This is a genomic window from Lentibacillus juripiscarius, assembly GCF_042685205.1.
GTDB lineage: Bacteria > Bacillota > Bacilli > Bacillales > Amphibacillaceae > Lentibacillus > Lentibacillus juripiscarius.
On the sequence record NZ_JBHUNA010000001.1, the window covers coordinates 139974 to 163454 of the forward strand.

Genomic DNA, 23481 nt, shown 5'->3' on the forward strand with positions numbered 1-23481 from the left:
CCCCTTCTAAAACTATTGAATCGTCCGAGTGACCGAATAAACATCTTTAATCTGTTTAATCCGCCCGACAATCCGTTTTAAATGACCTGTATTATGAATAAGAATTGTAATTTGAATGACGGCCATTCTGTTCCGGTCTGATCGGCCATTAACATGCGTAATATTTGTTTTTGTTTCATTGACTGCCTGCAGCACTTCATTCAATAATCCTCGGCGGTCATATCCAGTTATTTCCAGATCCACATGATATTGTTTTTTATCCGTATGACTGTCTTCCCATTCGACGTGCAGGTATCGCTGCTGCGCCTCTTCTGTCTGAACATTCGGACAATCTGCCCGATGAACGGACACACCCCTGCCTTTTGTAATATAACCGACAATTGGATCACCTGGAACCGGATTACAACATTTCGACAGGCGTACTAACAGGTTATCTACACCCTCTACTTTGACACCCGAATCGCGTTTTTGCATTCTCTTCGGTGGCGTATCATTTTTCACTTCTTCCAGTGTGTCTTCCAAGTGTTGCTTTTTCAGCTTTGTTTTCCGGGTTTTTTCCGTCAGACGGGTTGCTATCAATGCGGCTGTTATTCCCTGATACCCGACCGCAGCATACATATCCTCTTCATTGGTGAAATTGAACTTCTCAAAAACACGTTTTAGATTATCCTGAATAAGCACTTCCTTTGGCTCAATACCAAGGGCACGAATTTCTTTTTCAACGGCTTCTTTGCCCTTACTGATATTTTCCTCGCGGCGCTGCTTTTTAAAGAATTGCTTAATTTTGCTTTTTGCCTGGGATGTCTGGGTAATCGACAGCCAGTCCTGCGATGGACCGTACGAATGTTTGGAAGTCATCACCTCCACAATATCCCCGTTTTTCAGTTTGTAATCAAGCGGCTCCATTTTTCCATTCACTTTGGACCCGATTGTTTTGTTCCCCACTTCCGTATGAATCCGGTAGGCGAAATCAAGTGGAACGGATCCTGATGGCAGTTCAATGACATCACCTTTTGGCGTGAAAACATACACCATATCCGAAAACAAATCAACTTTCAAGGTTTCCATGAACTCTTCCGCATCGTGCGTCTCACTTTGCCAGTCCAAAATTTCCCTGAACCACGTCAGTTTTTCCTCAAACGATTTATTGTCTTTACTGGAGCGCTTGCCCTCTTTATAGGCCCAGTGTGCAGCAATACCATATTCTGCGATTTCATGCATTTCTTTTGTCCGGATCTGCACTTCAAGCGGATCCCCTTTTGGACCAATGACTGTCGTGTGCAAAGACTGATACAGATTCGGTTTCGGCATCGCAATATAATCTTTAAATCTGCCGGGCATCGGTTTCCAGCATGTATGGATGATCCCAAGCACGGCGTAACAATCTTTAATGCTGTTGACGATAATACGCACTGCCAGCAAATCATAAATTTCATTGAACTGCTTACTCTGTTTGGCCATTTTACGATAAATACTGTACAAATGCTTTGGCCTTCCCGAAATATCTGCCTCAATGTCCACGTCGCTTAGCTGATTCTTCACTTCATCGATAACTTCCTCAATATATGTTTCCCGCTGGTTGCGCTTCTGCCGCATTAGCTGGACAATGCGGTAATATTGCTGCGGATTCAAATAGCGCAGTGCTGTGTCTTCCAGCTCCCATTTTATCGTCGAAATCCCGAGCCGATGGGCCAGTGGGGCAAAAATCTCCAGCGTTTCATTTGATATCCGACGCTGCTTATCCGGCGGCAAATGTTTTAATGTACGCATATTATGAAGCCGGTCGGCAAGTTTGATCAGAATCACCCGGATATCCCTGGCCATGGCGACAAACATTTTCCGATGATTTTCCGCCTGGATTGCTTCTTTTGATTTGTATTTAATTTTGCCAAGCTTGGTAACACCATCGACAAGCATGGCCACTTCATTGTCAAACGCAGCTTCCAGATCTTCCAGTGTCACTTGTGTATCTTCAACAACATCATGCAGAAAGCCGCCTGCAATTGTCACCGGGTCCATACCAAGGTCGACCAGTATTCCAGCGACTTGGATTGGGTGTACGATATAAGGCTCACCGGATTTACGGAACTGATCTCTATGTGCATCCCTGGCGAACGCATATGCACGCTGGAGAAAATCAGTATCTTCTTTTGTAAGATAATGGCGGGCCTTGTCAATCACTTCTTCACTTGTCATTATTCCTTCTTTTGCCATATAGAATCACCTGAATTCAGCCGGACAAAGATTTTCTCCCGGTTTCAGCATCAGTGCGTTTCCGCTCCACACGGCAATGCTTTTATTCGGGGAATGCCACGTCTCTTTTCTAATAGTATTAAAAAAATATAGGGAAATGTAAAGAAAAACACTTTCCCTTTCCATTTATTTTTCTCGTATTGGTAAGCGGAAATTACTTCCTCTATAACAAGAATAGGCCTGACGATGGTTCAGCCAGACCTTTTATATTCAAGATTAGAAGCTTGTGAGTGTCAGGACGTCATAGCCTTCCAGATTGTCTGATCCGTTCAAATAGGACAGTTCCACCAGAAATGCACAGCCGACAACAATGCCACCCAATGCTTCCACTAGTTGGATTGTCGCCTCAATCGTACCGCCCGTGGCAAGCAAGTCATCTGTAATCAGTACGCGCTGCCCGGGTTTAATTGCATCTTTGTGGATGGTAAGAACATTCTTGCCATACTCGAGACCATAATCAACTTTAATCACTTCCCGCGGAAGCTTGCCTTCTTTACGTACGGGAGCGAAGCCAACTTCCAGGGCATAAGAAACCGGACATCCAATAATGAATCCCCTTGCTTCCGGTCCGACAACAAGATCGATGTCTTTCTCATCTGCAAATGCTACTATTTCATCAACAGCTGCTTTGAAAGCTTTTCCGTTATCCATTAATGGTGTTATATCTTTGAACTGTATACCCTCTTTCGGCCAGTCCTCGACTATTTTTATATAATTTTTATAATCCATCAATCATTTCCTCCTCGGGCTCTAGCCTGCGTTCCAAACAAGTAGCAAACCACGTTTTCAATTCATTATATGCTGAATAATAAAGTGTTTTTTCGATATCAGTTCTGTTCAGCCGTTCCTGATACAGGCCTGACTCACTAAGATCCTTCTGTGAAGGTTTTTTGTTCAGCTGCATAACATTATTCTCTATTTTAACAAAATCCAGCTCAAAAAACACATTCGACATAAACAGAATTCTATCCTTTGTCCAGTCTTTCGCGTCCATAATCATCGGTAAGTCTTTCTGTAAATGGATTGTTTTTTGCCTGGCCAGAATCCCGTACAACCATTTGAAGTCTTCTCTTGATGGAAAAGCCTTCATAAACGCACTTTCCTGCAGGTAAAAACATGCATGAATCGTATCTGGATGAAGTTCTTTCACCAGGCTCTCCAGTATCGTTAAACTTGGTGGCATATCATACAAGTATAAGGTGTGAATACCTTTTAAACTGCTAATGTCTGTATCATATGTAACGCATACGACGTTATCCGGCATGTCATTTTCATCCGGAAGCTGTTGAAATACTGCAACATGTCCAGTTTCATGGCGCACATACGGCGTGATGTCTAACATTCTTGTTCCACGATGGTCAAATAGCTGCCATTCATCAATCCGCATGTCCTGGATAACAATCTGAACTTTTCTGAACCCATTCCACTCATTAATATTCAGCTCTCCGGCCACCGATACTGGTGTTTGCGGTGATAGCTGGTGATAAAGGCCGCCGAAACCAAATCCGATGCCATCCAGTTTTTGACCATTTTTTTGGAATTGCAATTTCAGATGATTTTTACCACTGCCAATTTGGCGCATACCCGTTGGTACGTCTTTCAAGTGGAACAACGGTTTCGGATTAGCCATACCAAATGGTGCCAACTGATTAATTTCTGCCACGAGTTCTTCATTTATTTCCGGAATCGTAATTGTTTTCGAAATAGCAATCTCCTGAGTGAAGTCTTCTTTTGAGAGTTGCTGGAAGATTAGGCTGTCCAGTTCTTGTTTCAATGTCTCTACATTTTCTAGCGGCAGTGTCATACCTGCTGCCTGGGCATGCCCACCAAATTGTGTAAAAACATTCCTTATCTTCATACAGTTCGAAAATAAATCAAACGCTGGAATACTTCGGGCAGACCCTTTTGCTTCACCTCTCTCGGGAAAAACAGACAGAACAATTGCCGGACGGTCATATTTCCGGACAAGGTTTGACGCCACGATGCCCAGAACACCTTCATTCCAGCCTTCTTTGGCGACAACAATGACACCCTGGTGATCTACCGGATTTGCCATATCCTCGGCTTCTTTCACAATTTCACTGACAATCTTCTTCCGTTCCCGATTAATGGATTCCACTTCCTGAGCCATGTCAGCTGCTTCATCACCATTTTCAGCAAGCAAAAGCTGAACAGCTAAAGAAGCATCTTGTAATCTGCCCACTGCGTTTAGTCTGGGACCTATCGAAAAACCAATATCCTCTTCACTGACATGCCCCTGTAAGCCGCAGACATTCTTTAGGGCCACTAATCCGGGCCTGGCTGTATTGGCCAATCGCTGTAATCCGTAATGGGCAATGACCCGGTTTTCACCAGTCAGCGGTACCAGGTCAGCGATGGTTCCAATTGCCGCCAGATCCAGAAATTGCTTCGGAAAGGAGCCGAGCAGTCCTTCGGCGAACTTCAGTGCCACTCCTGCCCCGGCAAGTTCTTTAAACGGGTAGTCAGATGAACATTTGGGATGAACGATTGCATAAGCGTCCGGCAGCTCGTCCTGCACTTCATGGTGATCGGTAATAATCAAATCCAAACCGAGCTGTTTTGCGACCTCTGCTTCATGCACAGAGGCAATACCTGTGTCTACCGTTATAATAAGCCGAAAACCATTGTCGTAAGCGGCATGGAAAGCTTCCTCATTCGGTCCGTACCCCTCCGTGAAACGGTTCGGTATATAATAATCACAATCAGCCCCAAGCTGCTGAAGTGTTTCCATCATAATGGACGTCGAACTGACACCATCTGCATCGTAATCACCATATACAAGAATCTTTTCCCCGTCCTCGATTCCTTTTTGTACACGGTTCGTTGCCTTCTCCATATCTGATAACCACTTTACACTATATAATTGCTCTAAATCAGGCGTTAAAAATTTCTCAGCATCTTCAGTTGACGTGATGCCCCGCTGCATTAATAATTCGCTGATGAGCGGTGAGAATTTGCCAGTAGCCAAACTTGCAGGCTCTGTTGGTGTTTCCGGAAACTTCCATTTCATCTTGCTCTGTAACATGTACTCACCCCTGACTAATCTAGTATACAAGAGATTGGGACAGGGAGCAATTACGTTTCCTATTGTATTATTTTTCAAATGAATTGACATCTGCTTCGGCTTCCGATTCGTTCTCAAGCCCATGTTCCTTGAGCGCATCCTTCATTCGATCCCGCTCTGTCTGCAATTGTTTCAATTCCCGTTGCAGCCGGACTATTTTCACAAGTCCCGAAGAAGCTGTAATAATTCCGCCCATCAATACAGAGAACAATATCACGAGTATGAGTGGTGCTTCTCCCGTTCCGAAAAGATAATTGACTTCAACAGGACCGACGTTGCTCACAGCAAAGACGGAGACAATAATGACAAAAATAATGGCAAGAATGACGTACGTTTGCCCTCGCACACATAAACCTCCTTTAAACGAAATGCCTGTCAGAATAAATTACCCTATTTTTTCTATCTTTAACCACAAAGAAACCCCCGAAAGAATTATTTCGGGGGTCCTGGTTATCTTGCCCTTATTACACTTGCGGGCCTTCTGTACGTTTCTTTTTGGCAAAGACAACCGGCTTGTTTTTGATATTTCTGCTGCGCCAGACCAGCCAGAGCTGTGATGCGAGGAACAAAGAAGAATACGTTCCTGCGAGCAGTCCGACGGCAAGTGCAATCGCAAAACCGGTAATTGACTGTGCACCGAGAAACAGAAAAGCAAGTACGGCAATCATCGTTGTAACAGTTGTATTCACACTTCTCGTCATCGTCTGCACAAGACTTCTGTTGACAATTTTAGCAAGTTCTCCAAACGATTTGACCCGTTTCTTTAAGCGCAAATTCTCCCGTATCCTGTCAAACGTGACAATCGTATCATTAATGGAATACCCAATAATGGTCAGGATGGCTGCCACAATGGTCACATCAAATTCAATCTGGGTCAGGCTGAAAATAGCCAGTATGAAAAACGCATCGTGAACAAGCGCGATAATTGATGTAATGGCAAAAAACATTTCAAACCTTAGTGTCACATATAGAACAATGCCGACGGATGCAATTGCAACAGCATATAGCGCATTTTTCACCAGTTCTTCTCCAACAATCGGTGAAACAACACTCACGCTCGTATCCGCATTGAAGTTTTCTTTGAAATACGCTTGCACATCTGCAATCCTCTCTTCATCAATCACCTGGTCATACCGGAGAACGGCACCCTCATGATTATTGCCAGTCAGGACAACCGATTTGGCTTGCAAATTAAGTTCCTCCAAGCCATTTTTAATTTCTTCCGTGTCAAGACTCTCATCTGCTGCAAGCTGAATACGCGATCCACTGGTGAAATCAATTCCCGGATTCAACTGGAAGATACCCAGTGACACTGCACCAAGAACAACCATAACCGCTGATGCGATAAAGAATTTTCGCCGGTGCTGCACAACATTGGGGTTCCTGCCAAATGCTTTCGGCTCCCTCTCCGCTGTATCAGCGATATCCTTCATGTCCTTTTTCTTCACACCGAACCAGCCCGGACGGTTTCGCAAAAATTTGCTTCTGACCCACAGCCCCATCAACAAACGGGTTCCATAGACCGCTGTCAGGAAACTTATAACGATACTGAGGATTAGCATCGTCGCAAACCCTTTGACCGAACTGGTGCCAAAAATGAACAGGACAGCTGCTGCCAGCATCGTTGTGATATTTGCGTCCACAATGGCTCTAAGCGAGTTTTTGGAGCCCGCTTTAAATGACGCGAATATGGATTTGCCTTCCCGGAGCTCTTCTTTAATCCGCTCGAAAGTAATAATGTTGGCATCCACCGCCATACCGACACCAAGAATGAGTGCTGCAATTCCCTGCAATGTCAGTACACCATTCATAAGATTAAAGACGAGTAGAATCAGATAGATGTACACACTCAGATTAATGGCGGCAATGACACCAGGAAAACGATAGACAGCCATAATGAATAAAAAGATAAGGCTGATCCCAATAATCCCGGCGAACACGGTTTTATCCAGTGCCTGTTCACCAAACTGTGCCCCCACCGTATTGGAATACAGTTCTGTCATGTTGACCGGAAGTGAACCAGCATTAATGATATCAGCAAGGCGCTGTGCCGATTCCACGGTGAAATTCCCTTCAATCATCACGTCAGTCGTATTCAGCGTTTCTTTAACACCCGCTGCTGAAACATATTTGGAATCTTCTTTCTGTACTTCTTCTTTGAACGAATTTCCTTCCTGGTAATCCATCCAAATGACAAGCAAATCTTTACGCTGCGGGAATGGAACGCCTGGTTCATATTTCGCCGAAAGCTTACTTGTGATGTCACGGAATTCCGATGCATCTTTCAGCTTCAAGGTAACAATCGGTTCATTTGTCTGGGGATGGAAATCCTGCTGGGCCGCTCCTTCAACCAGGTTGCTTCCATCCATCAGTTTCTCATCATCCACATTCCTGAACGTGACCCTTGCAGAAGTGGATAAAATCTCCCGGGCCTCTTCTGGATTTTTAATGCCGGCAAGCTGCACGCGAATTCGATCGTCGCCTTCAATATCAATATTCGCCTCACTGATGCCAAGGCGGTTCACGCGGTCGTTCAGTATCTGGACCGTCGACTCCAGCAAAGCCCTGTCCGTTTCCTGCCCTTCTTCAACCGGCTCTACTTCATACAAAATCTCAAAGCCGCCCTGAAGATCAAGGCCTAAGTTAATATCCTTCGTAATGCCTGTTACCGTTGTTCCGATTGTTCCTGCGAACAATAAGACAATCAGAAAAAAGGCAACAATTCTGCCTCTGTTTTTCATCCAATGGTAGCCTCCTTAGAACCGCTTAAACAAAACAATTCCATATGTATGTATTCCTAGTCCGCTTCGCCCGCACTGTTATCCGTAAGCGCAGCAATCGAAGCCATTAAATTATCATCCTGATGGGCATTAATTGTCAAATAACTCATATAAACATTTGACGAAAGCTGGAATATATCCTGAACTATTTCAAACAGCCGCTTGGATGGATCACCTTTCCAAACTTTTTCATTCAGGCAACTCCACACATCTTCCCTTGTGGTTTTATCATATCCCATAAGCCGGAATTCACTGGCTTTACTTTCTAAAGCAGGCAGAACTTTCTGTTTCCATTCGTGAACTGTTCTGAGTGTTTCCACGAACATTCCCTCCCCTTTAAGAGGTTGTTCAAAAAGTCCGGTAAAAATGACACATTGAAATTCTTCGTTGGCTTGTTTCTCCGCTCCTTGGGAAAGAAGACCACTTTCCTGCGTGCAATGCAGCTCAGGGTAGCTTTCCTTATGCTCGAAACTACGCCGCCTCGAATTTCTCGGTCCTTTTTATCCTCCTTTTTGAACACGCCCTTTAATGGCTTTCTCTCGTAATAGAATGATGCTTGTCATGCTTGGCCTATTCAGATGCATATACATTATTGTATCTGAAATTTTATTTTTTGAGAAGGTAGGTTGGCCATATTGAGCAAACAAACATTTTTGCAGGGGACATTAATCCTTATAGCGGCAGGTATGGTAACCAGACTCTTAGGCTTTATCAACCGACTCGTAGTGGCCAGGGTAATGGGCGAAGAAGGGGTTGGCCTTTATATGATGGCGTTGCCTACATTATTCCTTGTCATCACCCTGACACAGCTGGGACTCCCTGTAGCCATCTCCAAACGGGTATCGGAAGCAGAGGCTAAGCATGACCGTGCCAAAGTAAAGCGAATCCTTGTTGTATCACTACTTATCACAGGCATTGCAAGCATTGTTTTCACGGTCGGCATGGTTCTTGCAGCACCATTCATTGCCTCAACGCTGCTCACAGATGAAAGAACGATGTATCCGTTAATCGCCATAAGTCCGATTGTGCCAATCACTGCCGTAACTTCGGTTCTTCGGGGGTATTTCCAGGGCCGGCAAAACATGAAACCGCAAAGTTATGCGCTTGTGATTGAACAAGCAGTTCGAATCACATTTGTTGCTTTTTTTGTCAATCTGCTTTTGCCATATGGGGTGGAATTTGCCGCTGCCGGGGCCATGTTCAGTGTGATTCTCGGTGAGCTTGCATCATTACTATTTCTTGTCTGGTTATTCAAACGGAATAAAGTTGTCCAAATCAGACACCGTTTCTTCCAATATCTATGGTCGAGCAAGGAAACCGTTAAGGAGCTTTTTTCCATATCCCTGCCAAGTACAGGAAGCAGGCTGATTGGGAATATATCACATTTCCTTGAACCTATTCTTGTCGCCCAAAGTCTGGCACTTGCGGGCATTTCCAGTTCACTGGCAACCAAACAATATGGGGAACTCACTGGTTATGTTTTACCATTGCTGTTCCTGCCTACTTTCATAACAAATTCGTTATCCATTGCCCTTGTGCCATCGATATCTGAAGCAGACGCACACAAAAACAACAGCCTTATCCATTATCGGATTCATCAGGCTATTCGGATTTCATTCGCTTCCGGGGGGTTGGCAACTGTTGTACTTACATTATTTGCCGAACCAATACTGACATTCATGTACGGTACAGCTAACGCAAGCAACTTCCTGGTGCTGATGGCTCCCTTCTTTCTTTTGCTTTATATTCAGTCTCCACTACAGGCAGCATTACAGGCAATGGACTTGGCCAAGCCGGCCATGTGGAACAGTCTGATCGGAGCAGCAATCAAACTGACCGTACTCTTTTTACTTGCTTCAAACCCAACATTCGGAATAAATGGTGTTGCAATCGCGATGTCTGTCGGTGTCATTCTTGTAACGCTCTTACACCTGGCAAGCCTTTATAAGGAAATAAGGTTCATGATACCTTGGAAAGATCTTTTGAAAATGGGGGTGCTGATCGCAGCAACATGGGGGAGCGGTCACTATTTAAAAAATACCTTCACAGGCCTTGAAACGAATTTGTTTTATTTTATCCTGATTGTCGCCCTGCTGTCTTGTGTTTATCTCCTATTCCTATTTATTTTACGGTTCATAACTAAAGATGAGCTAAGGCAGATACCGCTCTTACAAAAATGGATAAATTAGAAAGGCTGTTTTCTAAAGTAACGGGTTCAGTTCCGGGAGAGAAAAAAATGCTAATATCAAGGTAAAAAAACACACTAACTGATATTCTTTTACCGTAAATTAACAATATAAATAACAAGCAAAAACGCTCAGAATATATCTGAGCGTTATTAAATCGTTATAATTTATTTTTCTTTTTCTACAATCGCGCCCGTTCCGCGCCCATTTTGGAACAGACACTTTAATTAGTTATTAACGTTTTTAAATCTTTGTGTTTATAGTTTATTACCTCAACAGATGGATTTGAATTATTTTGTGTAAAATCTCCTGTGGTAAAATCAATGCTAAAAGTTATTGTTGTTTTAGCAGAACCATAAAAAAATGTTCGTCTTACTAAGGTTTTATCATCGATCTTTAATTCTATTAATTCTTCATCTTCCCTTCTGTATTACTGGAAAGATAATTAAATACACCAACTAAAAACGTCAAAGCTATTCCAATTAACATTACAGTTTCTTTTGACATTAAATGCCCCCATCCGAAAGTTTCGATACAAACACAATAAGTTACTTCACTATCTGGCCCTATTCAGAAGGATACAGTTATTCGATTAGCACGTCCTTTAATTGAATATCTTTTCTCAAGTAGTTTATACAATTTCGCTAAACTGAGAGCTGCGTTGTATGAGAGCTAAAAAACAATGAATTTTTTTGTTTGAAAACCATTTTCTGTGTTACAATAAACATAGAAAAAGGTATAAGACATAAACTAATAAAAGACCGAAGATACGGCAATATCTCCGGTCAGCAATTAATCGCTCCCCTTCAAGAGGGGTCAGCGCGAGTAAGAAATAGACCTCACCCGTTCGCTAAAACTCAGGGAGGTCTATTTCTTATGGTCTATAATCGTTACAACGAGTGTTGCAAAAGCGATCATTAGAACCATTGTCTCAAAAATAGACAAGGCAACACCCCCTTCCGTTATAGCGTATCGCAAGACACTACAACCGACAGGGTGCGCCGACCTCCCTTGAGGAAAACGCGATTATTGCATATTTCCATTATATCACTTGCCTAAGAAGTTTAAAGAAGCTTTTTAATTTTCCTTTAACAAGCTATTCGACTAATAAAATCTTATTTCCTTTGTGCTCATTCTTGGCGATTTTGTGCAATATGAAAGTATTCCTTACTAGAGAATAGAGCCCGTTTGCGGCATAAACTAGAATCATAAGAGTTTTGACATATTATATTCATCAACGAATTCGCTATCAATAAATAAGGAGTGTCTTTTTGTTCCTTCAATTTCAAAACCCACTTTTTTATATAACGATATGGCTGCCTTATTGCGAGTGACCACAGTTAATTCCAAACGATGTATATTATGGTTAAACGCCCATTGCTCCAACTTTTTAAATAACATTGCGCCTATTCCTTTTCCCCTATATTCCCCTAAAATTCCCATAACAATATAGGCTGAATGTTTATTTCTCTTTGCATTTCCGCCAACAGCCATCAAGAACCCAACCAATTCTTTGTTATCATTTTCAGCAACAAGTATGGTGGAATTTCCTTTTTGTTCAATACTCTCAATCATCTTCAGTTGTTGTTCGACTTGAACGTTTCTTTCCCCAGCTTCCCAAAGCATATATTCAGATTCTGCCTCGATCTGTGGAGTAAGGTTGGCAAACCTTTCTGCATCCGATGTCTTTATCTCCCTAATTATCAATACGTTTCCTCCTAAACAATATGGCCCGTTTGTCGTATAAAGTTTAAAACCTCTTCTTTCATACAAACATTCACATACATATAAACATTTTAACATCCCAAAACTTCTAGAAGAACCAGAAACGATTTGGGATCGTCATTCCAAATAACAATGAAATCAACATTCTAATCGATTCACTTTTTAGCGAGTCAATCAGAAGTAGTACATAAATTTATGTACGTTTGATAAAAATGTTGTTAATTACATTGCCAATTCAGGTATTAAAACACTATAAACGTTGGTATATCAACGAAAAAAGGAGTAATAACGTAACGCTATGTTATTTGCACTCCTAATTATTATTTTATCTAATGTTTTCTCTCCTATAACTGAACCCGTTATTCACTAAAGAGAATTTTCACTGTGTTGCAGTTTATATCAACTGCACTGAAAAAACAACAACGTTTGCGAAAAGAGCCATTAAAAAACATAACGCTGAAATTATCAGCGTTATGTTTTTTTCGCAGTTGAGAAAGCGTAAATACCTTGTTACTGCACAAGTGCAACTAAGGCTTTCGCCATTAAGCAATAAGCCAAGTTGGTTATGCCATATATGGAATTAAATAGCGGATATACAGGTAAATTGTTGCAATAATAAGGGACAGTAAGACAAATGGCACGCCATACAGCATGAAACGCAGAAATGATAGCTTCTCCCCTTCTCCTTCGGCAAGTCCTGCAACAACCACATTAGCAGAAGCACCTATCAGTGTCGCATTCCCACCCATACAAGCTCCAAGGGCCAGTGACCACCAAATGGGATCCAAATATACCATGCCATAGCTTTCAAATTCTTCAATAACTGGAATCATTGCCGCAACAAATGGAATGTTGTCCACAATTCCGGAAAACAACCCGGAGATCCACAAGATCAGAATCGCTGCAGTGACATAATCCCCTTCTGTCCAGAGTACGATTCCCCTAGCCAATTCATCAATGATGCCCACTTCCTGTAGACCGCCAACCAATGCAAATAGACCAATAAAGAAAAACAATGTCACCCATTCCACTTGTGAAAAAACTTTTTCCGTGGACACCTCCCTTTCCGTCAACAACAGCAGAAGAATGGCACCAGTTAATGCAACCACTGTCAGATCGATATGAAGAAAGGCATGAAGAATAAAGCCGGTCAAAGTCATCGCAAGAACAGTGATAGACTTATATAGCATTGGGCTATGGACAAGATAGGCTGATGCATCCATCTCCATCAGCTTTTCCCTGTTTGAAACACTGGTGAAGAGCCTCTTCCTGAATAGCGGGAGCAATATTGCGAGCATGATGATAAACATGATCACGGCAATCGGAGCCAAATGGATGATAAAAGATAAAAACGTTAGATGATCAACGGCCTGTCCAATCATAATATTCGGCGGATCACCAATAAGGGTTGCGGTACCACCCAGGTTAGAACTGAAAATGACTGCCAGCAAGTACGGAAATGCGGGAAGCTGGAGCTGTTTGGTGATTTTCAGAACAATGGGCACCAATATAAGGACCGTCGTCACATTATCAAGCAATGCTGATCCTAAAGCGGTCAGGACACACACTCCTGCCATCAGCGGAACTGGCGCCCCCCTCACCTGCTGGGCAAAGCGAATCGCAATAAATGAAAATAAACCGGTTCTTTCCGTAATGGATATAAGTACCATCATGGAAAACAATAACGCAATGGTGTTCCAGTCAATGTAGTGAAGGAACACATCATTCACACGATAAATACCTGTCAATAACAGCAGCATTCCACCGGCGAGTGCGACAATGGCACGGTTCACCTTTTCCGTCATAATAAATACATAACTAACGGCGAAGATTACTGCTGCTAAGATAACATCCATACGCCATCCTCTTTCTTAGTAAAAGATTGTCCTTCTACAACTGTATGCAGCAAAAACAAAAAATATTTTCAGTCTTTTTCACTGTTTGTCCGAATAGGATAACAGTACAAGGACTACCTGTGGAAAGGAGGAACGAATAGCATGCATAGGCAACAATTTACTGCACTGCTGTATGGATGGATCGCAGTTCTTGGACTGATGTTAGTGACAAGCATCATTCTTGCTTTTCTGCTTCAATTTACAACAATGGATGAAACGCTATTATCATGGATTACACTCGCGGCCGGACTGATTATTTTATTTACTGGAGGCTTGATAGCCGGAGTCAAAAGCAAAGAAAAAGGCTGGATTATCGGTTCCGTCACAGGGATCGGATTCACCCTGTTTACATTTTTGGTGCAATATCTCGGCTATCAGCAAGGATTTTCTGCGGAACAATCATTCAATCATATAGGTTTTATCCTTGCCGCCCTGGCCGGGGGAATTATCGGCGTCAACATGGTCAAAGGAGAAAAAGCATGAACAAACAAAAAGAAGCCGGTCCGAGTTGGACTGACTTCTTTTTTTATTCCCTTTATGTACCCATTCATAAAGTGTTATTGTGCCTTGTCTTTTACTTCCCGGATCGCTGAGCGGTCAAACGTAAGCTTAGGGCCGTTTGCTTCCTGAAGAACGACGGTATCTTCATCAATTGCATGAATAGCACCATGCAGACCGCCAATCGTCACGACTTCATCTCCCTTTTGCAAATCCGCCTGCATTTGTTTCACTTGCTTCTGCCGCTTTTGCTGTGGGCGGATAAGCAGGAAATAAAAAATGACAAACATTAAAATAATTGGCAGTAACGATGCCAGTGTCCCCATAAACTGTTCCCTCCTTTATTAAAAATTCTTTGCATCCTTCTCATTGAAACCATATTGTTCAAAGAATGCCTCTTTAAAATCACCAAGCCGATCCTCAGCGATAGCTGTTCGTACTTGTTGCATTAATTTTAACAGAAAATGAAGGTTATGGTAAGTAGTAAGCCTGAATCCGAATGTTTCATTGCATTTTACCAAATGGCGAATGTAGGCCCTTGTATAATTCCTGCAAGTATAACAGTCGCAATTTTCATCAAGCGGACTGAAATCCCGGGCATACTTGGCATTCCGGACAACCAGCCTGCCATTAGATGTCATACATGTGCCATTGCGCGCAATTCTCGTCGGCAGCACACAGTCAAACATGTCAATGCCACGGATAGCCCCGTCAATCAGGGAATCCGGTGATCCAACTCCCATTAAATAGCGCGGTTTATGAAAAGGCATCAACGGTGTCGTGGACTCCAGCATCCGGTTCATGACATCTTTCGGTTCCCCGACGGAGAGTCCGCCAACCGCATACCCTGGAAAATCAAGTGAAACCAGATCATGAGCACTTTGTTTCCGTAAGTCTTCATACTCCCCACCCTGGATAATGCCGAATAAACCTTGTTCATCCGGACGCGCATGCGCCTGTAAACAGCGTTCGGCCCATCGTGATGTCCGTTCCACAGAAGCTTTCATATAGTCATGGGAAGCCGGGTATGGCGGACATTCATCAAACGCCATCATGATGTCGGATCCAAGTGCATTTTGAATGTTCATAGCCTTTTCCGGTGACAGGAACAATTTTTCCCCGCTAAGGTGATTACGGAAATGAACACCTTCTTCCTTGATATCACGCATATCACTAAGGCTGAAGACCTGGAAACCGCCTGAATCCGTCAATATGGCACCATCCCAGTTCATAAACTGATGCAGGCCACCAGCTTCACGGATAATGTCTTCACCCGGCCGCAGCCATAAATGGTATGTATTGGATAAAATAATGCCTGCATTCATCTCCTGTAATTCTTCCGGACTCATTGTTTTCACTGTTGCCAATGTCCCGACAGGCATGAACGCCGGTGTATCAAAAGAGCCATGCGGGGTATGCACCCGTCCAAGCCGAGCCCCCGTCTGGCTACATGTTTTTATATGTTCATACGTAATAGCAGTCATCATATTCGTTCCTTTGTTATAGGTTATTTACGCCCTTGTTATTAGAAAAACTTGGCTTTCACCAAGTCATTATAGTGAAAGTCTTAGTTTTACTTATAAGGTCGTCCATAATTTATACTTCTTGACGTTATAAAATTAGCATCGCGTCGCCAAAACTGAAAAACCGGTAGCGTTCATGAACAGCTTCTTGATAAGCATTCAAAATCCGCTCTCTGCCAGCGAAAGCACTCACCATCATAATCAATGTCGATTTCGGCAAATGAAAATTGGTGATCAGCCCGTCGATGGCCTGGAAGGTGTACGGCGGATAAATGAAAATATCTGTCCATCCGCTTGATTGGCTGAACTGACCGTTATTGTCCCGGGCGATCGTTTCCAGTGTTCTTGTTGACGTTGTCCCAACCGCAACAATCCGGCCATTATGTGCTTTCACATCAGCGAGCGTGTCTGCAGTTTCCTGTGACATGTGGTAAAACTCTGCATGCATCGTATGATCATCGATCGTATCTTCACTTACCGGTCTGAACGTACCAAGACCGACATGCAATGTGATAAACGCGATTGTTACACCCATTGCCCTGATTTCGTCCAATAACGTGTTGGTAAAATGCAAGCCTGCCGTCGGAGCTGCAGCTGAGCCTTCTTCTTTTGCATAGACTGTCTGATAGCGTTCTTTCTCGGGCAATTGCTCTTTTATATAGGGCGGTAGCGGCATTTCTCCAAGCTCATCCAGTATTTCATATAATATTCCGTCATAGTCCAACTGCAAAATACGACCGCCATGATCCTTTATTTCCGTACATGTTGCACGTATCTTTCCTTCACCGAACAGCAAGACAGTTCCGGCTTTAATTTTCTTAGCTGGTTTGGCCAGTACTTCCCACGTGTCGCCTTCCTGCTGATGCAGCAGAAGCACCTCAACTTTAGCTCCTGTATCTTCTTTTATCCCATACAGCCTGGCAGGAAGTACACGCGTATCATTCAGGACAAGACAATCGCCTTTCTGCAGATAGTCTTTGATATTTGTAAACTGTTTATGCTCCACTTCGTCTTTGTCCCTGTCAAGTACGAGCAGACGGGAAGCATCCCGGTTTTTCAGTGGTGTCTGGGCGATAAGTTCTTCTGGTAAATGAAAATCAAAATCTTCTGTATTCATGATGCTCTCCTTACTGATTTAAGTGCATGTTCAAAAAGGAGGATAAAAAGGACCGGCAGGCTAAGTTCGCGACGTCCTGCGCGGGCGCCTGCACTAGCACGTCCTGTGCGTCGAAATTTCGAGGCGGCGTAGCTTTGAGCAACGGAGTGTATGCATTTAAATACATGAGTAGCGGAAAAGCAAGCCAACGAAGAAATTCGATGTGTCATTTTAACCGGACTTTTTGAACAACCTCTTTAACGAAATTTCCCCACTATAAACATAATAAAGGACAAAATAACACTAACGACAATGGATGTCACAATTGGAAAATGGAAAGTGAAATTATCTTTCTTAATGGTGATGTCTCCCGGCAGTTTACCAAAAAGCGACCAGATAAGACCAATTGCCACAAAGATGATCCCAATGACGATAAACATTTTTCCCATTAATCGTCTTCCTTCCTGATTCCAAGATGCTGGTATGCTTTCGGGGTTACGAGCCGTCCCCGCGGTGTGCGCTGGATAAAGCCAGTTTGCAGTAAATACGGTTCATATACATCCTCGATTGTCTGCGGCTCTTCACCTATCGTTGCAGCAATGGTATCCAGTCCGACCGGTCCACCCTGAAACCCATCAATCATCCCGGTCAGGAGCTTATGGTCGATATGGTCAAGGCCCTGCTCGTCAACCTGAAGCATGTCCAATGCATGATCGGTCGTTCCAAGACTGATTTGCTGTTCCCCTTTCACCTGGGAAATATCACGGATTCGTTTCAGCAGCCTGTTAGCAATACGCGGTGTTCCACGTGACCGCCGGGCAATTTCTATAGAAGCTTCGTGCGTAATTGTTGTTTCAAAAATATCAGCTGTCCGCTCCACGATTTCACATAACTCATCAGGTTCATAGAAATCCAGCCGGCTCAGCACCCCGAACCGATCCCTTAGCGGAGCCGAGAGCAAACCAGCCCTTGTCGTTGCGCCAACCAGCGTAAATGGCGGCAAATCAATCCGCACTGACCTGGCACTTGGTCCCGTTCCAATAACAATATCAAGAAAGAAATCCTCCATTGCAGGATACAGGATCTCTTCAACTGACCTTGGTAATCGATGGATTTCATCAATAAACAAGACATCACCCGGCTCCAATGACGACAAAATAGCAGCCAGATCACCCGAGCGCTCGATTGCCGGACCTGAAGTGGAGCGGAACTGTACGCCCATTTCGTTGGCTATAATGGATGCCAATGTCGTTTTCCCAAGCCCTGGAGGCCCATATAAAAGCACGTGGTCCAGCGCTTCCTCCCGCATTTTAGCCGCTTGAATAAAGATCCCTAAATTGTCTTTCACCTTTTGCTGTCCAATATACTGTTGTAAATTTGCGGGACGGAGACTGAGTTCAACAGAGGCATCCTCGTTTTGCAGTTCACCTGTGACCATCCGTTCTTCCATCATTATCCCACCTTATCACTGTTCCACTAATAATGCCAGTGCTTTACGCACCAGTTCATCCGTGCTGCCGCTCTTTTCTTTCCGAAGATCTGATGCAACCGCCCTGATCTCCTTATCTGTATAACCGAGGGATTTCAACACTTCTTGTGTCTCTTGGATTGCTTCCGGTGCAGCTTGCTCTGTCTCCATTGTTTCTGCAGTACTGTCTGCAGCGGGGGCCACAGCAGGCAATTTCCCTTTCAAATCAAGAATCATTTGTCTGGCTGTTTTTTTGCCAATCCCGGGCAGACTGGTCAAAAACGAATCATCCTCCCGTTCAATAGCATTGACGAGCCCGCCTGCATCTGCACCTCCAAGAATAGCAAGTGCTCCTTTTGGACCAATTCCCGAGACGGTGATCAGCTTGGTAAACAATAATTTCTCATCATCATTCTGGAAACCGTATAGTATTTGTGTATCTTCACGGACATAATGGTATGTACTAATTGTCACTTGTTGGTTAATGGATGCCTGGAATGCAAATGGATTCGTGCAGACAATCTCATAACCAATCCCCTGGACGTCCACAATGACTGTTTCTTGCTGAACGCTGGTTAATTTTCCTTTTATATATGCTATCATGCAACCTTCTCCTTTTAACTCCCTTTCCCTATTCTAACATAAGAAAGAAAGAAACTTCCATTCCCTTAGCTGACGGGAATAGAAGTTTTTATGGAATACGACCTCATGCTGTTGTCTCCATATTATGGTAAATATCTTGTGTGTCCTCGCTATCTTCCAGCATATCAATCAACTGAAGCATCTTTTCCGCATCTTCTTCCTTAGGTTTCGCATATGTCTGCGGAAACATCGTCACTTCCGCTTCGGCCAGATCATATTGCTGTTCCCTTAAATAATCACGCACATGCTGGAAATGTTCCGGCTCTGTATAAATTTCAAAGGCACCTTCCACGGTTGCAATATCTTCTGCACCCGCTTCAATAGCTTCTAGCGTGATGTCATCTTCATCAATGGCGCCATCTTCATTTTCGATCACAATATACCCTTTTCGGTCAAACATGAATGAGACGCTTCCATTTTCCCCCAGGTTGCCACCATTCTTCTTGAACGCATGCCGGACTTCTGCCGCCGTACGATTCTTATTGTCCGTCAGAACATGAACAATGACAGCAACGCCACCCGGGCCATATCCTTCGTATGCAAACTCCTCGTAGTTGACACCATCCAGGCCGCCTGTTGCCTTCTTGATGGCACGGTCTATATTATCATTCGGCATATTGTCTGCCTTTGCTTTATCAACCGCAAGCCTTAGCGAGGGATTCATTTCAGGATCACCACCACCCTCTTTGGCAGCGGTATAGATATCCTTCGCATGGCGCATGAAAATTTTCCCTTTTTTAGCATCCTGTGCATTCTTTCTGCGTTGTATATTATGCCATTTGGAATGACCAGCCATTGGACATTCTCCTCTCTCCTGGAATTTCCCTTTTATACTATACCAAAGATGGTCCGATGCATAAAGAAATTCCTTACAACTGCCTCGATTCAAAAGTGCCGTTCATTCGAAATCTTCCTCTTTCCTGTCTCGGTTGAAAAACTCTCTTAAAAATTCTTCCATATCCCCATTCAGTTGATCTGGTCGTGCATCTTTATTTCGCATGCGGTCCCAAAAGATATCATCTGTATATACATAAACTTCCTTCACCTGAACCATTTCCTGCACTTCCCGTTCCACACGTTCCCGCATGTCTGGTGGTGCAGAATCATTAATGATGATGCCGACAACCACTCTGTCATCTGCCATGGCAACTTGTGCCTGTTTAATGTGGCGTTTCTTTTTCAGATGATCGGCGATAGACATCGATACCTCATTTGTAAAAGAATCACTTCTTGCATTCTCATCACCGTCGTTCAATTCCTTTTGTTCGCTCTGCGGATAGCCGCCGCGTTCACCAATATTTTTATTTTCGACTCCCTGCCGGTCTTTCCGTTCTTTTTCTGTTTCATAATTAATTGGTTGTGTATTCCCGTTTTCCTGACTGCTTTCCTGATCATTATCATTAGCGGCACAGCCAAACAGGAACAAAGATACGACTGGTATTGCCATCCATCTCATTATACGCATAAAAAAACCTCCCTTATTCTTATGTTGGGTAAAAGAGGTTTTTTTACAACAGTAAATTTCAGGAAGTCATTGCTGGCGATGGAACTGCTTTGCTGTATTCCGTTTATGTGCTGTCCGGCTGTGCATTTGCTGAATCAATTCTTTATCTTTTTCGGGAATTTCTACCCCTTTCAGATACGCATCAATTTTAGCATAAGTAGTCCCCATTTCGGCTTCGTCTGTCTGTCCTTCCCATAAATCGGCACTTGGCTGTTTATCCAGGATTTCTTTCGGCACACCTAAGTACTCGCCCATTTCCTTTACCTCATGCTTCAAAAAGTCAACCAATGGTAATATATCAACACCGCCGTCTCCATATTTGGTGAAATAACCCGTATACCACTCAGCGGCATTGTCAGTTCCCGTCACCAAGTAACCATAATGAGAAGCGATTGTATATAGTGTACTCATTCTCAGGCGAGCACGGAGATTAGCATCAGCCATCTGATCACGCTTTGACTGGAAAGCATCTTGTTCCTGCAATTTTTCCCTGATTTGACCATACATTGTCTGGTGAGTATTGGTAAGATCAATCTTCAGCTGGCTGATACCACTTGTTTCAATCACTTTATCCGCATGTTCCATGTCTTCCAGGTTACTATTTAGCGGCATGATAACAGCTAAGGAATCATCGGGGAAAGCTCGTTGAATCAGGTGAGCAACAACAGCGGAATCCAATCCGCCGCTGACACCTGTAACCAGTCCGCTGACACCCGCTTCACGGACGCTCTCCCGCAGCCAATGTACAATTTCATCTGTTACTTTTTCCACAATCATCACCCTGTCCTGTTTGGTTAATACTGTATTGATCGTATCATTCTTTGTACATTTTTTAAAAAGGTTTGGCGTTTTATCCAGTCCTTTTCCATACTTTCCAAATAATCGGGGATCGGTCTTGGTTTATGACTGGATAGGTAGTGAAGCCACTCCCTTATCACGTCACTCGGGACAGAAATAGCGCACAGCCATAGCCTAATATGCTCTTCTTTTACCATGTCATAGGAAAGCAGCCTGTTGAGGTCCCAGTCCAGATACGGCAGAAATCGCTGCCCCAGCTGTATATAGTCATGTAAATGTGGTGCACATGAAAGCAAATCAAAGTCAATCATATAAACCTTTTCTGACTGACGGATAAAATTATGGGACGCAACATCCCCGTGAATCCATACACCATTTTGTTTCGCTATCCGCTCCAGCCTATTCCAAAAAGAGAAAGAAGACAAATAATGCAAATAATTTCTGGCAGTCTTCGTTATAGATTTATACATGGAATGATAACCATGTTTCCAAAACAAATGACCTGTTTGCTCAAATAGCTGCAAACGCTTGTGCCACCGAATATAGAACATTGTCGTGTGTACTTCATGCTGAATCTGGACACCTTGCGTATCACTATGAAATGATTGGAGCGCATGTAAAGCTGCTTTTCGATCCGCATCCTTCTTATAATGTAACTTTTTCCCGGCGATATACGGTGAGATAGTCCAATAGTAACCATCTACATAAAGAAACGGTTTTTGATTAGGAAAACGCTGAAACGGCACAACTACAGGTGATGATTGCCTATCAAAAAAATCCCATTGCTGCAGGACCCGATCCCTGTTTGTGTGCCGCTTCAATATAAAAGTTTCTCCCTCCGCCGTTCTCATATAATGGACATGGTTACGAATCCGTTCCAGGTAAATGGGGTTTCCCATTCCTTTCCTGGACAAAAAAGAAGAGAGATGATTCATCATCTCTTCTTCTTGATTTCCATTATTCATGCGTGTTTTCATCCTCATCGTCATGGGTATCGTACTGGTATTCTCTATAGCCTGGTGGCATCGGCTGTGGAAAATGATGATCCTGGATGCATGGATGGCAGAGCTGCGGCTTTGGCTGATGTAAGACATATCCCAGTCCCGAGTGTGCTGGCGGGCAATCCTGCCCATATGGGTGATAGGCAGCATGGTTATACACTGGTTTTTCCGGCATTTCCGACTCCATCATCGTGTGATGCGGTTTGTGCTGATGCATGTGTTGACCATACATTGGGTGATGTGGCATTGGCTGTGGCATTGGTTGTGGCATTGGCTGTGGATGTTGCGGCATTGGCTGCTGCATCGGTGTGTACATAGGATGGTGGTACATTGGTTTCGTCTCACCGCACCCACAATCCGGTTTACCTCCGCTGTATGGTTCCGGTTTGGCTGCAGGAGGATAAGGAAATTGCTGATAATGTGTTGGCTGTTGCGGTTGTTGTGGCTGTGGCGGCATTTGTGGCATTGGCTTAGAAGGATAAGGCATGTGTTTTTCTTTTTCCGGCTCCTTTTCTGGCGCTTGGTAGGTTGGTACTTGTGGAAGATTGATTGTTGTATAGTGATTCATTTCCTGCTCCATTACAGGCATTTGCATTTGCATATTCGGCTGCATTGGCATTTTTGGCTGAACTGGTTTAGGCTGTTTTACGTCATCTTCCTTCACGACAGGCTTCGGTTTCGGGGATGTATCTTTATATGGTTTCTCTGCGGGCTGTTTCTGTATTTCTTTCTTGGCTGTATCTTGTGTTTTAACTGGCTTCGAGGAACCCGGTATTTTAATCTTCATGCCTGGCATAATCATATCTGGAGTTGACAGCTGCGGGTTCATTTCCTTTACCTGTTCAAAATCTGCACCATACTGTTTTGCTATTTCCCATAAGGTGTCCCCTTTTTGGACAATGTGAATTTTCAATCTGTTCATACTCCTTTCGCTGCAATTTCTAACTAGGCTAATCACACGTTACCAGCATATGCAGCTAAACTGCAAAAGTTGAACCAGAAGCTACAAAAAAAGAAGGGGCCAAGT

22 protein-coding genes are annotated in these 23481 nt (G+C 43.5%); 2 read left to right on the forward strand and 20 right to left on the reverse strand.

Translation table 11 applies throughout. The features are described from left to right. Positions 1 to 12: 12 nt before the first annotated feature. The 6 genes from ACFSUO_RS00790 to ACFSUO_RS00815 form a co-directional block, all read right to left on the reverse strand. Positions 13 to 2214 (reverse strand): RelA/SpoT family protein, encoded by a 2202-nt coding sequence (locus tag ACFSUO_RS00790; RefSeq protein WP_382390075.1) that lies wholly within the window; start codon positions 2212 to 2214, stop codon positions 13 to 15. Between the two features lie 255 nt (positions 2215 to 2469). After that, positions 2470 to 2982 carry an adenine phosphoribosyltransferase gene (locus tag ACFSUO_RS00795; RefSeq protein WP_382390077.1) on the reverse strand — a complete coding sequence of 171 codons (513 nt, stop codon included), beginning with the start codon at positions 2980 to 2982 and terminating at the stop codon, positions 2470 to 2472. Then, the gene (gene recJ / locus ACFSUO_RS00800) at positions 2972 to 5299 is read right to left on the reverse strand and encodes a single-stranded-DNA-specific exonuclease RecJ (protein WP_382390079.1); all 2328 of its coding nucleotides are present in this window, start codon (positions 5297 to 5299) and stop codon (positions 2972 to 2974) included. The genes ACFSUO_RS00795 and recJ overlap by 11 nt, the downstream gene beginning before the upstream one ends. 67 nt (positions 5300 to 5366) lie before the next feature. Further along, positions 5367 to 5684, reverse strand: coding sequence for a LapA family protein (locus ACFSUO_RS00805; protein WP_382390081.1), 318 nt, complete (start codon positions 5682 to 5684; stop codon positions 5367 to 5369). Between the two features lie 118 nt (positions 5685 to 5802). Beyond that, complete coding sequence (gene secDF, locus ACFSUO_RS00810; RefSeq protein WP_382390083.1) at positions 5803 to 8079, reverse strand: protein translocase subunit SecDF; 2277 nt, start codon at positions 8077 to 8079, stop codon at positions 5803 to 5805. A 56-nt stretch (positions 8080 to 8135) separates the two neighbouring features. Beyond that, the gene (locus ACFSUO_RS00815; RefSeq protein WP_382390085.1) at positions 8136 to 8438 is read right to left on the reverse strand and encodes a post-transcriptional regulator; all 303 of its coding nucleotides are present in this window, start codon (positions 8436 to 8438) and stop codon (positions 8136 to 8138) included. 315 nt (positions 8439 to 8753) lie between these two features. Between ACFSUO_RS00815 and spoVB the strand changes: the two genes are divergently transcribed. Continuing rightward, positions 8754 to 10307, forward strand: coding sequence for a stage V sporulation protein B (spoVB, locus tag ACFSUO_RS00820; protein WP_382390087.1), 1554 nt, complete (start codon positions 8754 to 8756; stop codon positions 10305 to 10307). Positions 10308 to 11171: 864 nt separating this feature from the next. Here the strand turns inward: spoVB and ACFSUO_RS00825 are convergent. The 3 genes from ACFSUO_RS00825 to ACFSUO_RS00835 form a co-directional block, all read right to left on the reverse strand. Next, positions 11172 to 11282 (reverse strand): putative holin-like toxin, encoded by a 111-nt coding sequence (locus tag ACFSUO_RS00825; RefSeq protein ID WP_382390089.1) that lies wholly within the window; start codon positions 11280 to 11282, stop codon positions 11172 to 11174. A gap of 228 nt (positions 11283 to 11510) precedes the next feature. After that, positions 11511 to 12011: a GNAT family N-acetyltransferase gene (locus ACFSUO_RS00830; RefSeq protein WP_382390091.1), complete on the reverse strand. Its 501-nt coding sequence runs from the start codon at positions 12009 to 12011 to the stop codon at positions 11511 to 11513. A 581-nt stretch (positions 12012 to 12592) separates the two neighbouring features. Next, on the reverse strand, positions 12593 to 13885 hold the full coding sequence (locus tag ACFSUO_RS00835) for an ArsB/NhaD family transporter (RefSeq protein WP_382390093.1): 1293 nt from the start codon (positions 13883 to 13885) through the stop codon (positions 12593 to 12595). Positions 13886 to 14026: 141 nt separating this feature from the next. Between ACFSUO_RS00835 and ACFSUO_RS00840 the strand changes: the two genes are divergently transcribed. Then, entirely contained in the window at positions 14027 to 14407 is a 381-nt protein-coding gene (locus ACFSUO_RS00840) for a TIGR04086 family membrane protein (RefSeq protein WP_382390095.1), read from the forward strand. A 74-nt stretch (positions 14408 to 14481) separates the two neighbouring features. Here ACFSUO_RS00840 and yajC read toward each other — a convergent pair whose 3' ends face one another. The 11 genes from yajC to safA all read right to left on the reverse strand — a co-directional run bounded on the left by yajC (position 14482) and on the right by safA (position 23367). Further along, a complete protein-coding gene (gene yajC, locus ACFSUO_RS00845) occupies positions 14482 to 14748 on the reverse strand; it encodes a preprotein translocase subunit YajC (protein WP_382390097.1) in 267 nt (88 codons plus the stop codon). An 18-nt stretch (positions 14749 to 14766) separates the two neighbouring features. Next, the gene (gene tgt / locus ACFSUO_RS00850; protein WP_382390099.1) at positions 14767 to 15906 is read right to left on the reverse strand and encodes a tRNA guanosine(34) transglycosylase Tgt; all 1140 of its coding nucleotides are present in this window, start codon (positions 15904 to 15906) and stop codon (positions 14767 to 14769) included. A 127-nt stretch (positions 15907 to 16033) separates the two neighbouring features. Further along, positions 16034 to 17062: a tRNA preQ1(34) S-adenosylmethionine ribosyltransferase-isomerase QueA gene (gene queA, locus ACFSUO_RS00855; RefSeq protein ID WP_382390102.1), complete on the reverse strand. Its 1029-nt coding sequence runs from the start codon at positions 17060 to 17062 to the stop codon at positions 16034 to 16036. 236 nt (positions 17063 to 17298) lie between these two features. Next, positions 17299 to 17490: a DUF2905 domain-containing protein gene (locus tag ACFSUO_RS00860; protein ID WP_382390104.1), complete on the reverse strand. Its 192-nt coding sequence runs from the start codon at positions 17488 to 17490 to the stop codon at positions 17299 to 17301. After that, a complete protein-coding gene (gene ruvB, locus ACFSUO_RS00865; RefSeq protein WP_382390106.1) occupies positions 17490 to 18491 on the reverse strand; it encodes a Holliday junction branch migration DNA helicase RuvB in 1002 nt (333 codons plus the stop codon). Before ruvB ends, ACFSUO_RS00860 begins: the two co-directional genes overlap by 1 nt. Positions 18492 to 18506: 15 nt before the next feature. Then, positions 18507 to 19112 (reverse strand): Holliday junction branch migration protein RuvA, encoded by a 606-nt coding sequence (gene ruvA, locus ACFSUO_RS00870; RefSeq protein WP_382390108.1) that lies wholly within the window; start codon positions 19110 to 19112, stop codon positions 18507 to 18509. Positions 19113 to 19215: 103 nt separating this feature from the next. Next, entirely contained in the window at positions 19216 to 19947 is a 732-nt protein-coding gene (locus tag ACFSUO_RS00875; RefSeq protein WP_382390110.1) for a YebC/PmpR family DNA-binding transcriptional regulator, read from the reverse strand. A 102-nt stretch (positions 19948 to 20049) separates the two neighbouring features. Then, the gene (locus ACFSUO_RS00880; protein ID WP_382390112.1) at positions 20050 to 20616 is read right to left on the reverse strand and encodes a YhcN/YlaJ family sporulation lipoprotein; all 567 of its coding nucleotides are present in this window, start codon (positions 20614 to 20616) and stop codon (positions 20050 to 20052) included. A gap of 66 nt (positions 20617 to 20682) precedes the next feature. Then, positions 20683 to 21426 (reverse strand): NAD(+) synthase, encoded by a 744-nt coding sequence (gene nadE, locus ACFSUO_RS00885; protein ID WP_382390114.1) that lies wholly within the window; start codon positions 21424 to 21426, stop codon positions 20683 to 20685. 23 nt (positions 21427 to 21449) lie between these two features. Beyond that, the gene (locus ACFSUO_RS00890) at positions 21450 to 22418 is read right to left on the reverse strand and encodes a phosphotransferase (protein ID WP_382390116.1); all 969 of its coding nucleotides are present in this window, start codon (positions 22416 to 22418) and stop codon (positions 21450 to 21452) included. Further along, complete coding sequence (safA, locus tag ACFSUO_RS00895) at positions 22411 to 23367, reverse strand: SafA/ExsA family spore coat assembly protein (RefSeq protein WP_382390118.1); 957 nt, start codon at positions 23365 to 23367, stop codon at positions 22411 to 22413. Before safA ends, ACFSUO_RS00890 begins: the two co-directional genes overlap by 8 nt. Positions 23368 to 23481 lie beyond the last annotated feature (114 nt).

Bases quoted from the DNA above. Each gene is read 5' to 3' on its own strand.
- ACFSUO_RS00790 (WP_382390075.1), bottom strand. From the start codon at position 2,214: ATGGCAAAAGAAGGAATAATGACAAGTGAAGAAGTGATTGACAAGGCC.
- ACFSUO_RS00795 (WP_382390077.1), bottom strand. From the start codon at position 2,982: ATGGATTATAAAAATTATATAAAAATAGTCGAGGACTGGCCGAAAGAG.
- recJ (WP_382390079.1), bottom strand. From the start codon at position 5,299: ATGTTACAGAGCAAGATGAAATGGAAGTTTCCGGAAACACCAACAGAG.
- secDF (WP_382390083.1), bottom strand. From the start codon at position 8,079: ATGAAAAACAGAGGCAGAATTGTTGCCTTTTTTCTGATTGTCTTATTG.
- ACFSUO_RS00835 (WP_382390093.1), bottom strand. From the start codon at position 13,885: ATGGATGTTATCTTAGCAGCAGTAATCTTCGCCGTTAGTTATGTATTT.
- ACFSUO_RS00840 (WP_382390095.1), top strand. From the start codon at position 14,027: ATGCATAGGCAACAATTTACTGCACTGCTGTATGGATGGATCGCAGTT.
- yajC (WP_382390097.1), bottom strand. From the start codon at position 14,748: ATGGGGACACTGGCATCGTTACTGCCAATTATTTTAATGTTTGTCATT.
- tgt (WP_382390099.1), bottom strand. From the start codon at position 15,906: ATGACTGCTATTACGTATGAACATATAAAAACATGTAGCCAGACGGGG.
- queA (WP_382390102.1), bottom strand. From the start codon at position 17,062: ATGAATACAGAAGATTTTGATTTTCATTTACCAGAAGAACTTATCGCC.
- ACFSUO_RS00860 (WP_382390104.1), bottom strand. From the start codon at position 17,490: ATGGGAAAAATGTTTATCGTCATTGGGATCATCTTTGTGGCAATTGGT.
- ruvB (WP_382390106.1), bottom strand. From the start codon at position 18,491: ATGGAAGAACGGATGGTCACAGGTGAACTGCAAAACGAGGATGCCTCT.
- ruvA (WP_382390108.1), bottom strand. From the start codon at position 19,112: ATGATAGCATATATAAAAGGAAAATTAACCAGCGTTCAGCAAGAAACA.
- ACFSUO_RS00875 (WP_382390110.1), bottom strand. From the start codon at position 19,947: ATGGCTGGTCATTCCAAATGGCATAATATACAACGCAGAAAGAATGCA.
- ACFSUO_RS00880 (WP_382390112.1), bottom strand. From the start codon at position 20,616: ATGCGTATAATGAGATGGATGGCAATACCAGTCGTATCTTTGTTCCTG.
- ACFSUO_RS00890 (WP_382390116.1), bottom strand. From the start codon at position 22,418: ATGAATAATGGAAATCAAGAAGAAGAGATGATGAATCATCTCTCTTCT.